Source organism: Alteromonas stellipolaris (assembly GCF_001562115.1).
GTDB classification, from domain to species: Bacteria; Pseudomonadota; Gammaproteobacteria; order Enterobacterales; family Alteromonadaceae; genus Alteromonas; species Alteromonas stellipolaris.
The window spans coordinates 3,765,367-3,777,595 of record NZ_CP013926.1 but is presented as its reverse complement, the minus strand read 5'-3'; the positions used below and the strand labels follow the sequence as shown (position 1 = coordinate 3,777,595).

The following is a 12,229-nucleotide window of genomic DNA, read 5'->3' as shown; positions in this document are numbered from 1 at the left end:
TAAGAATATTTATACAGCTATTACTTGATAGCTGTTTTGTTTTTAAGACAAGGAATAATTATCATGGTCAAGCTGGTAAAGAAACCGGTTTTCTCGGTACTTTTAGTCATAGCCTCTCTAAATATATGTTCAGGTGCTCACGCAGGGCTACTGAGTTTTAATGATTTCTTCGCCGATCCAAGTGTTTCAGTAGCCGCAGATGGGTCTGAAGCGATAATCCGTGAGGACATTGATTTTGCAGTGTCGACAATCTCCTTAGACCCATTTTTAGGTGACCCTGATATTATCATCCCTGGCTTAAATGTATTTTTGAACTTTGATTTTTCGTTTAACGAGGCATTAAATGAAAATGATGAATTTGTTTATGCATTGTTCGATTCCAGCACATTGGAAGACCTCGCTTTTGCTGCATTTACTAATTCCAAAACTGATTCGGTTAGCCTTGATTTATCTAGCTTAGTCGGAAGAACGTTAGGGCTTTATTTCGGATTAAATTCTTTGGACAGCCTATTAAATTCAACAGCTAACATTTCTAACTTATCACTTATTACCGTTACCTCCCCCCCACCAGACTCTCAGGTTCCAGAACCAAGTACATTGATGGCTTCACTTGCAGCGCTCATGTGTTTTTTCGTAACACGTAAACGCAAAGTGCCCATGAAATAAAATAGATTCTGACTGATATGGCACAACTTAAACTCATATAGTGCCTTAACTGAAAATAAAACGACCCTAACTGGCTGAACACATAAGCGGACGGAACCATTATGCCCGGGCTAAAAATTACAGAAATACTCCATTCTCTTTTATTCGTACTTCTGATGTCACTATTTTGCTCTTTTGGAGCGAATGCAGAGGTGTTAATTGATGATTTATCGTTACTTAGCCCGGAGCAGGTCGTAGTTCAATATAACGGAGGGCGATACGATCGCAGAACTGGCCAAATGCAATACGTTGCGACTTATACCAATGTGAGTGGTGAGGAATTGAAAGGGCCATTTTACCTCGAGATTGCAGATATTAGTAGCACAAGGGTTACGGTTGTAAATCCATCCGACACTACCAGCGCAGGGAATGCTGTTTTCGTAAGTGATACCGACACCTTAGAAGATGGTTTGACAATTGAATTTTCAGTCATATTTAGTGGTCGCGACCGTATTTCATATTCCTCTAATGCTTACAATGAAAAAACGATAGTCTTGATTGATAGCGATAACGATGGCGTTTACGACCATGAAGATGAATGCCCAAATACGCCGTCGGGAACCTTAGTTGCTGCGAATGGTTGTATGCCATTGAACACCGAGCCAACTGTAACCATTGATTCTCCGGTCACATTAAGCACTTTTGGACATTCTCCAGTTTTAGTAACCGGTACTGTGTCAGAAGATGTTACAACACTCACGTTAAACGGTATAGCTCTTACACCTGCCTCAGGCCAGTTTGAAGCTCAAGTTGCGTTAACTGAAGGCCACAATGTAATTGTTGCAAGAACTGTCGACACCAATAATAACGTAGAGACAGCATCGATTACAGTATCGTTAGACCTAACACCGCCCTACGTCACCCTTGAGTCACACGAAGATGGCGACGTGGTATATACAGACAAAATAACGGTAACGGGTCTTGTTAACGACATTGTAAGAGGCACTGTTGAATCTACTCAAGCTAATGTAAAAGCTAACGGCCAAGTTGGCGAAGTATCGAATCGTAGTTATGTCGTGAAAGATGTTCCGTTGGAGGTGGGCGATAACGTCATCGAAGTCTCAGCCTCCGACCAAGTAGGTAATACAGACAAGATTAGCTTTAATATTGAATACAAGTTACCGATAGGCAAAAAAATTGAATTAAATAGTGGGCAAGATCAGTCAGCACCGATTGGCGATCTTTTATCCGAGCCTCTTTCAGTTAAAGTATCAGATGATAGCGGCAATCCACTAGCGAATGAAGCAGTTATTTTCAGGGTAACCCAAGGTGCTGGTTTAGTGGCCTATGGTGATTCGAATGAAGGTAGAGCTGTTGTGGTTGATACTGACGCAGAAGGTATCGCGTCAACGAAGTTTGGTATTGGTGCTCGAGTTGGAAAAGCGAATCATAAAGTGTCGGCAAAAGTTGTTGGCTTTGATGGAGCTGTATCTTTTGTTGCGTCAGGCTTGGCTAAAATCGGTGACAAAATAAGCGTGAATTCAGGCAACAATCAACGCGGTATAATTGGGCAGCCTTTACCATCTCCATTTGTAGTGGCGGTTACTGATATTGGTTCAAATGTAGTGTCGGGGGCGAGAGTAAAGTTTGAAGTCCTTGTAGGTGGTGGCGTTTTACAAAATGGAAAAGGTACTTACGAAACCACAACAGATAGTGACGGTCGAGCAAGTGCAATTCTTACATTAGGTCAGTTGCACGGTTTGGATGCGCAACGAGTTAACGTAACGCTGATTGATGCGCCCGAAGGCGAAACATTAACGGCTGGATTTTTAGCAAGTGGTTTTGAAGCAGCGGATCCCGCAGATACGACGATTTCTGGGGTAGTGCTTAGCAATCAAGATGAGCCCTTAGAAGGTGTTACTGTCAGAGTAGATGGCACGACACGTGAATCGAAAACAGATGGTCAAGGTCGATTCGAAATTGATTCGGTACCTGTCGGTCCGGTTCATTTGATTGCAGATGGCTCGACGGTGAAAGGAACCGGAGAATATCCGGCTTTAAGTTACCGGATAGTGACGATCGCCGGGGTCGAAAACCCTTTATCTTCGCCAATTTATATGGTCAAACTTAATTTAGATAATGCAGTTTATGCGGGTAAAGAAGACGTTTCGCTTACTTTAGAAAAATTCCCAGGTTTTAAACTCGACATTGCCAAAGATTCTGTAACCTTTCCAGATGGCTCACGTGAAGGCTTCGTTTCCGTTACGCCAGTAAATGCCGCAGCAGTACCTATGGCGCCACCAAATGGAATGCAACCACAATTTATTGTGACCATACAGCCTACAGGTACACAATTTTATCCTCCAGCTAAACTAACATTGCCAAACGTTGATGGACATAGCCCCGGTGCTCAGGTGGAGATGTATTCATTCGACCATGATTTGGAAGAGTTCGTTGCGATAGGCTTGGGCACAGTAACGGAAGATGGGTCTTTAGTGGAGTCTAATCCAGGAGTTGGTGTTGTAAAAGCAGGTTGGCATTGTGGTTCTCAACCAGGCGGTTCTGGATGCTGTGAAAATAAGAAAAAGACGTGTGATTATTGCTCTAATAAAGTTGGTAGCTGCCCTGGAACTTGTGAGTTTGTGCCGGATCGTATAGCTGAGGTACAAACGCCAGGAAACTGCCAGAAAGAATATTGTGGTCCATCGAAAGAGGACAATAGCGATATACCGACAAATGATGTGGTAGGTGACTGTAAAAAACCTGGTTGTGAAGCTGGGTCTGCAACAGAAATTGCAGACCCAAATGACATTAAAGAAGAGGATAAAGAGTGTAAGGAATGCAGTGGGTTAGAGCTCACAAGTAAACTTGATGGCACTGCAGTATCAGGAGAAATTTGCCAAGAGTGCCAAGGGGGAGCAGTAAAGAACAAGCCAAATGGAACTGAAATTGAGGGCGAAGTTTGTAAAGAATGTTCATCTGGTAAGGTGGCGAATGTAGAAGATGGAGTTGCTCCTGAAGCTTCTAATTTATGCAAGGTTTGTAAAGGGGGTAAACTAATAAATAAGGTCGATCCTGAAAATTTTAAACCTATTTCCGACGGTCCGAATTTGTCTTTAGATTTAGACAGAGCAAAACCTCTTACAAGTGCAATTGAAGCGGGTTTAAAAAAGATGGGGATTAACGCGAGTGCTAGTTTGGGGGCTTCAGTGTCTTATAAAGCAGGGCCTTGCTGTAACCCTTCAGATGGGATACTTGTTGAAGAAGCCGTCACAGAGGCAAAAGGAAACTTAAGCCTCGACGTTAAAGCAGAGGGAAGAATCCCGGGGTTATCTAGAGGCTTTAGTGAAGTTGGCTTCGATGTAGGCGGTTTTACTGGAAGTGTAGATTTTGGTATAGGTGTCAAAGCTTCTATTGCTTTAAAATTTAATGGTGAATTTGGACAACGATATGAATCTTGTGTCAACGATGGAGAGGACTGTGCTTTTGGCCAGTTGTCAGTAAACTTTTCTCCGGCACTATCGCCATTTGCCGAAGCTATTGTATGTTTAGCTTATGATGTTTTTGGTGTGTCAATTGATGGGTGCGCAGGGGTTGACGGTATTATAAGTTTAACGTCAGGCGTCAGTTACTCTAAATCGATGAATGTTGGCAGTTGTACGATTGGATCATCTGGTGGTGGAAAAATTGATGATGTTGCGGTTACTGGAGAGATAAAAATAATATTAGGTAGCGATGATTTTGGCGTCAGTATGGGTAAGGTTATTTTATTAAATGGTTTCGATATATAGGTTTTAGGCTTTGAAAATGTATAAATTAGTTTCTTTTTTATTATTAAATATGCTTTTAGTAGGAAGTGCTTTGGGAGATCAAAGGATTAGCTTTCCAGTTTCTATTTTTAAAGATAGCTTGCCGAATCCATCTTCCCTTTATATTAATTTTCCTTATGAGTTGGTAGATAAGTCATATGATCAATTTAGGCAGGGAGATCTAAGTCAAGAAGACTTGATTTTCTTGAAAACGATGGATGCACTTAGGGGGAACGATGCTAAATCTCTGTTTTCTCTAATAAAACTAGAAAGCGGTTTGTCAAATAAAGAAGAGATTAAGTCTTACATATTAAAATTTAACAACTTGTATTCGGGTTTTTCAGACTTACAGATAATTGCAAAAATAACGCTCTACCAAAGGGTTTTATATGTCTGGAGCGTGAATGTTCGGGGGAGAACAATAGCTACGTCTCACATATTTGAGAAGATAAATGGAACGTTAAAATACAAGCAGCTTGAATCGGCATCACCACTTGAATTAGTAGTTAAACAAGCGGCTGTAAATTCATACTATATGCCCAAAAAATACCCATCTTTATCGAATTACAAAAGCCAGTATGAAGTTGAATTATTAAATGATGAAAGCCCTTCTGGAGCCTATATGCAGTTTTCAGGAAATCTTCTTACTATGAGCAGAAACGATGAAGAATATTTTAAAGAAAATAACGATAGCTTACTAATTTTTCCATTCTATCAAAACATGTTGAGCTATATAAAAACCAATTCATTGAATTCTTTCATTGATAATTTGTCACCCAAAAGCCAGAAAAGGATAGGAGGGTATCCATCCCCATCAGAAAGCAAAGAAGTATCAGAATACTTAAAAAATTTACTTTTGCCTATTGATTTGGTTTTTGTTTTGGATGCAGACCCGTTTTATTTGGTTTTTGGAACTAACGATAGTCGATTGTTGGCTGAAGCTGCAGAAAAAGGCAATGACAGCGATATTCTATCTAGGGTTAATTTTAGTTATGCGTATTTATATAAAGGCAAGAATGGCTTCGAATTTGTTAATGTTAGGTATGTCAATCAGTTTGATATGGTTTTAAGAAAAGGTAATTTTATTGCTGACTCAGTATTGGCTCCAATATTAAGTTCGAATCAGAAATAAAAGTTATATTTAAATTTTTGGAAAGGTTGATTTGAAGACTAAAACTTCGTCAAAATTTTTAAGGGCAATTAAGTAGTGTTAAATCGTCATTGAAGTTTTTTAGACGATATTTTTTGAAAAAGTGCGGGATAGGATATTGGTTTAGGGAAATAAAATGAACAAGTTGAATCTGGTAGTTTTGTGTATAGCGACAGTTGCTTCGAGTCTACCCTCTTATGCAGTAGAGCTAAATGAAAAGTGTGTGGTGAATATTTTAAATCGCACTATTCAAGTTGACCAAGACGGCTATTGGGCTTTACCTAATGTGCCCTCCAATATGGGTAGGATAAGAGCCCGAGCTACATGCCAATTAGATGACGGCAGAACTGTATCAGGACAGAGTGATTACTTTGCTGTTGTTCAAAACAGCGTAGTTCAAGTAGGTGATATCCAGTTCGAAAACGTTGCCCCTATCCCTTCAGATTTAAATTTTTCTGCATCAACGCCAATTTCTCTAGATACTATCGATCAGACCTTCCAATTAACAATCACAGCATCTTACAGTGATGATAGTGTTCAGGACGTCACTTCTGAAATTTCAGGCATTAATTACGGTTCAACTAACCCTGCTATCGCTTCCGTAACAGCTAATGGCCTAGTGACGGCGCACGCGAATGGCATTGCACTAATAAGTGCTCGGAAAGATGGTGTGTTGGTAAGCCGTGCAGTGAATATTTCAACGAGTGGAGATGCTGACGGTGATGGTCTCCCCGATGATTACGAAACTGAAAACGGTTTAAACCCAGCTGATCCCGTGGATGCTTTTGAAGATAAAGACGGTGATGGCCTAACAGCCTTGGAAGAGTACTCTGCGGGAACAGATATTAACAATGCTGATAGTGACAATGACGGCATTTCTGACAAGGAAGAACTAGAGGCCGGTGAAGATGGTTTCATTACTAACCCGTTATTAGCCGATAGCGACGGTGACGGTATTCGAGATGGTTTAGAAATATTTATTGGCTCTGATCCAAATGACGAAAACAGTGGTGACCTCTCTAATGCGGTCAACTTTATAACCGTTTCTCCTGCTGCTATTTTCTTAACTTATAACGCTATTGATGGTGAAGCGAGTGGGCAACTTCGTGTCACAGGGCACATGCTAGACGGTAGCGAAATTGATTTGACCGAACAGGGAAGTGGTACTACCTATACTAGTGCCGACCTAACTATAGCGAGCTTTGGCCTAGAAGACGGCGAAGTTTTTGCTGGTCAAGAAGGTACAACTGAAATTATTGTCTCTAACAACGGCTCAGAATTTACTGTGGCAGTAGAAGTTGATGAGTTTGAGCCAGTTGCGGTGTCAGCAATCTCTATTCCAGGCTATGCAAACAATGTTGATGTTCAAGGTGATATTGCCTATGTTGCAGCGGGAGGAAGTGGCTTGCAAATCGTCAACGTTGCTGACAGAACCAATCCCTCAATCATTTCGGCAATTGACACTAGTGGAACCGCAATTGATGTTAAAGTGCGTGGGGAATATGTTTATATTGCCGATGGTAGCGGTGGCTTAATTGTAGTAAACGTGTCTGATGAACTTGCCCCTACTGTAGTTCAGGAAATAAGCACTTCTGGGTTCGCAAAAGATCTAAGCTTGCATGATGATTATATATATATTGCGAGTGATATTGGTCTAGAAATTTTTAGTATCGCAGATCCTAATAATGTAATCCCTGTTGGGGAAAATGATGCTTTATCGAAAGCTAAAGGTGTCGCCACTGATGGAGACTTGCTAGCCCTAATTAACGATAACGCACTTGCAGTATTTGATATTACAGATCGCACAGCACCGCTAAGAATTACCTCTTCAAATATCGGTAACTTAAAAAGTATAGATTTCGATAATGGCTATATATACGTAGCTGCTTATAGCACAGGGTGGAGATCATATAAACTGAATCAGCCATCTGCAAGTGAACCAGACGCGGAAGTGTCGTTACAGCAGGTGGCAGGGAATCGTGACTTTGTGCCCCGAGATGTTGCTGTTGCAGATGGTTTTACCTTTTTTGCTGAGCAACTATTCCCTAATGTTGTTGCATTTGTAAATACTCGAGACGCAGAAAATCCATTCTTTCAAAGCACAATTAATCTTTCTTCATTAGGTGATTACGCCGGTACTGGAATAGCGGTCGACAGCGCCTATGCTTACATAACGGAAGAACGTTACATCGTAAGTTCAGACTATAAGGCAACAGGTACAACTAAGTTATTTATTGCCCAATACCGTATGCTAAACGATGCAAATGGCATTGCTCCAGAGGTCAATTTGTTAGGGCCGACAGATCGCTCAGTTGTTGTAGCAGGAAGTAGAATTAATTTATCTGCGACAGCGAATGATGATGTTGCAGTGCGAGCAGTTGAATTTTGGGTTAACGGTAATAAAGTTGCGGAAGACTCAACTTATCCTTATCAAGTTCCCTATACGGTTGTCTCTGATGAACGTGTGCTCACTATAGTTGCTAAAGTGTTTGACTATGGAAGTAACTCAGCTGAAAGCTCTCCTCATCTCGTAGAGGTTCAGCCTGATGGCGACAACGATGGTTTAGGTGACAACGAAGAAGTTGATGTCTGGCATACAGATCCTAATGATGCAGATAGCGATAACGATGGTGTATTAGATGGAGAGGAAATTGCTAGGGGTATTGACCCAAATAACGTTGATTCTGATAGCGATGGATTAAACGATGGTGAAGAATTACTTAATGGTACCGATCCCAGAAATCCAGACACAGAGGCACCATTTGTTACCGCGACTTCACCCGAGAATGGTGTAACGGATCAGGCAGAAAATACGCCAGTAGAAGTTGTATTCAATGAGCCTTTACTTGCCAAATCTGTGAAAAGTGGTGCGTTAAGTATATTAGAAGATGGTTTGCTGGAAGTGCCTGGTTCATTGAGGTTAACGAATGGCGGTACAACACTGTCATTTACTGCGAGTGACCTGCTAAAAGACTATACGAATTACACTGTTGTAGTTGCTGGTGTTAAAGATATTGCTGGCAATCCAATTGTTGAAGATTATCAGTTTAGCTTTGAAACAGGGAATACGGTTGATACTGATCGCCCCACAGTCATTTCAGTAACACCCACAGCAAATAGCACTGGTGTGCCAGTAAATGCGTCTATAACAGTGGTTTTAAGCGAGCGAATAGATCCACTAACAATTGATGAAAATGCACTTTATGTGGTGGATAGAACAACAGGGCTTCGCATAGATGGCGTGACAACGCTTTTAGATGACAATCAATCGCTCACCTTTGCGCCTAACGTTGCCTTTTTGGTTGGGCGGCAACATCAAATAGTGTTAACGAGTCAGATTAAAGACCTCTTCGGTAACACACTCTACAATACCAATTACTATTTCACCACAAGCTTTGATACTGACGCTACTGGGCCCCAAATAATAGCGACAAGTGTTTTGGACGAGCAGTCAGATGTACCGATAAATGCACGCATTCGCGTGCGCTTCGATGAAGCAGTAAATAGCCTTACGCTAGATAACACTAAGTTACTACTCAATGGTAATGAAGTTGCTGTTGATACAGCAATTAGCGACAATAATACCGTTGTGAGTTTAACGCCTAGGTTGATGCTGGAACCCAATACGAGTTATGAATTATTTGTCGATTTAGTAACAGATTTAAGCGGAAATTTCTTACAACAGTCTAAGACGATTGGTTTTACTACTACCTCTGAGACAGATACAGCTTCAGAGTCAATCACAGGGACTTCTCCCAAAAGCAACGATCGTGAAACTCCACTCAATGCGATTCTTGATTTTTCTATTAGCGGGCGACTTGATCCTACAACGGTAACAGGAAATGAAGTTTATCTGCTTGATTACGACGGCACCCGCGCACGTGTCAGTGCAGAGGTTAGTCTCAGCAATGATGGACAACGAATAAGTCTGATCCGAAGCGGATTATGTTAAGCCTACCGTTTTGAGTACATCAGTAACGGAAGGACAAACCGAAGTTCCACTGAATGCCAGACTGCGCGTGAGATTTAGTGAGCCGATGTCTTCCTTAGAATCTGAGTTAGTGTTCCTGACGTCACTAGGAGAATCTGTGCCAGTGAATTATAGCTGGAACAGTGACAGAACACTGTTGACGTTGATCCCTAAACAGCTGATGGGTATTAATACTACGTATACTTTGAATATTGGCCAATCTCCTGATTTGTCAGGAAATACTGTGACTCCAGTTACAGTCTCGTTCACTACAGGTGGTTTTGTTGACTCAATAGCAGGTAATATAGTGACGTACTCTCCATCTAGTAATGCGACTGATGTACCACTTAATGCGGTTATCGAGTTCAAAGTGAGTGATGAATTAGACCCTACTTTACTCACCAGTGGTTCATTCTATGTGATTGACGTTGATGGAGATGGTCTTCCAATACTTGCTTCGTTATTACTAAGTGAAGATGGCCAAACGGCAAGGTTAACGCCATCCGATAATTTTGAAGCAAATAACCGATACCGCGTTTATTTTGGGTATGGGGAAAACCTCTATGATTTAGCTGGAAACCGGCTACCTTATACATCCTTTTATTTTTACAGCGGTGATGCGGAAGATGATGTAGCTATAGAAGTGAAGAATCATAATTTAAGTGGAAGCCAAAATGAGGTTGCAACCAACATCCAATTGAGAGTTACGCTGTCAGAAAAGGCTAACCCTCTCTGCGTAACCTCGAGTAATGTATTGCTAAGTGATCTAGATGGCTTAGTTCCTATAAATGTAGGCCTGAGTTCAGATCAATTAACCTTACTTGTCACACCCACTACTAATTTAAAAGCTGTATCAAATTACGCACTGCAGCTTAAAAATGTTTGTGACTTAAGCCTAAACAAGATGGCTGATTTTCAACTGGCCTTCACTACAGGTGACAGTGTAGATACATCCGCACCAAGGATTGTAAGCTTCACGCCAGAGGCTTATACCACTGATGTTTCGTTAACGACAAATATTAGTGTTGAGTTTGATGAACCCATTGATGCTGAAAGATTTTTAACTGAGATAAGGGCGAACGACATACGTGTTTATTCCAGTTCAGACACAATTTCAGGTAACTGGACCGTTGTTCGAAATATAGCAACGTTTGATCCGTTGAACCCCTTACCTGCTGATACAGCGATTTATGTAAGGGTGAATGATGTTGATGATCAAGTAGGAAATGAGAGTGGTGTAACCACTCGCTATATTACTACCACATCATTTTAACTATAGGACTAGCCAATATTATGAATAACCATATTAAGCTGTATATTGTTGCAATCGCTATTTGTAGTGTCATTGCTGCCTTTTATTTTTTGAACAACAATGAATCCACAGACTTAGAAATTAATAATGAGGAAAGCCAACAAAGGCCATCCTCAGGTTATAAAGAACAAAAGTCCGAAAAGCTCAGTTGGTTCAAAAATATGCTCTCGGATACTTCTGGTTCTCAGACTCAAAGTAGTGTCCAAGCGCCACTACCTCCACATCTTAATTCTGTCAAATCCAACCCAAATGAAGTGACGATAGTGGTAGATGAAAGCTTGATAATGCAGCGAGAATTAGAGTTCGATACGCTTATAAAAGACTACAACGCTAATCTAGCTAATCGAGACAACCAAAAAGCGTTAAAGAAACGTTTCAAAGAAACTTCAGCAGATTATAAGCAAAATATTATCGCCAAGGTAAGGCAGTTAAATAACAATGAAGGAGAAAACTAGAATGAAATGGCGAATTATTGGAATGAGAGTGCTGTTTATCTCTTCCGTCGCTTTTACCGCAGTTTTTAGTAGTAATGCGCAAGTATTACCTATTCCAAACCAGAACGAGCACGGCGCCTTCTTGCTCGACCCATGGAAGCCCGAAGCTCCAGTTCTAGTCGCCTTTATCGATCCATATTGCCCATACTGTATCAAGGCACTAAAGTCGAAAGAACGTTATCAATACTACAATACATTTATATTTTGGGCTGGCATTTTAGGTGATAGAAGCATCGCTCGGGTAGAGGAAATACTTGCCTGCAATAATCCTGTCTCTGAATCAGTAATTAACAGTGTTGTGCAAAGAATAGCCCCCGAATGTGACACGAGCAAGTCTCTTGATCACAGAGAGTTGGCACAACATATGGCAGATGCTTATGACCCAATGGCGGTTCCATCCTATTATTTTGGTGGGCGCCGTGTCGGACTTGGTGAACTAGCTAGAATGGTCAATGGTGTAAACCAATTAGAGTCTACAGTTAAATTGGACTGGTCAAGATATGCTGAACTGAGGTGGCGTCGAAATAATCATAACCTTGCAAAACTAATAGCAGTTGTACCGACGGAATGGTCAGCTAACGAAGTGCAGAATAATATCCCCCTAGACGCGAAGTTCGATTGGTATGTCGCAGGGGCAAATTTTGAAGCAATTTGTTCTCAACTGAATGAGGGATGTGAATTAGAGGCAAAAGAAGGCTATAGAAAGCGCTCCGCTGAAATTCAGTTACTTTATGACCTAAAGAGTAGCGATAAAGTACAGTATGTATTAAATGGGGTATTACTAAATGACCCCACTAAGCTATTTTCAAAAAGTATGGTTAATTAGAAAAATAGTTTATTAAGTTGCAA

Annotated in this window: 7 protein-coding genes; all 7 read left to right on the top strand. The window is 41.0% G+C overall.

Features of this window, described 5'->3' with window-relative positions; all coding sequences use genetic code 11:
* Nucleotides 1-63 precede the first annotated feature (63 nt).
* Entirely contained in the window at nucleotides 64-666 is a 603-nt protein-coding gene (locus AVL57_RS16085; RefSeq protein ID WP_057789626.1) for a PEP-CTERM sorting domain-containing protein, read from the top strand.
* Nucleotides 667-767: 101 nt separating this feature from the next.
* Nucleotides 768-4,436, top strand: coding sequence for a carboxypeptidase regulatory-like domain-containing protein (locus tag AVL57_RS16080; protein WP_057789629.1), 3,669 nt, complete (start codon nucleotides 768-770; stop codon nucleotides 4,434-4,436).
* Nucleotides 4,437-4,452: 16 nt separating this feature from the next.
* On the top strand, nucleotides 4,453-5,586 hold the full coding sequence (locus AVL57_RS16075; protein ID WP_057789630.1) for a hypothetical protein: 1,134 nt from the start codon (nucleotides 4,453-4,455) through the stop codon (nucleotides 5,584-5,586).
* Between the two features lie 154 nt (nucleotides 5,587-5,740).
* Nucleotides 5,741-9,556, top strand: a complete 3,816-nt coding sequence (locus tag AVL57_RS16070) for an Ig-like domain-containing protein (protein ID WP_061093598.1) — start codon at nucleotides 5,741-5,743, stop codon at nucleotides 9,554-9,556.
* Between the two features lie 10 nt (nucleotides 9,557-9,566).
* Complete coding sequence (locus tag AVL57_RS16065) at nucleotides 9,567-10,847, top strand: Ig-like domain-containing domain (RefSeq protein WP_082746066.1); 1,281 nt, start codon at nucleotides 9,567-9,569, stop codon at nucleotides 10,845-10,847.
* A gap of 20 nt (nucleotides 10,848-10,867) precedes the next feature.
* Nucleotides 10,868-11,341, top strand: a complete 474-nt coding sequence (locus AVL57_RS16060) for a hypothetical protein (RefSeq protein ID WP_057789634.1) — start codon at nucleotides 10,868-10,870, stop codon at nucleotides 11,339-11,341.
* A 1-nt stretch (nucleotide 11,342) separates the two neighbouring features.
* Nucleotides 11,343-12,206: a thioredoxin domain-containing protein gene (locus tag AVL57_RS16055; RefSeq protein ID WP_057789636.1), complete on the top strand. Its 864-nt coding sequence runs from the start codon at nucleotides 11,343-11,345 to the stop codon at nucleotides 12,204-12,206.
* The last annotated feature ends 23 nt before the right edge of the window (nucleotides 12,207-12,229 follow it).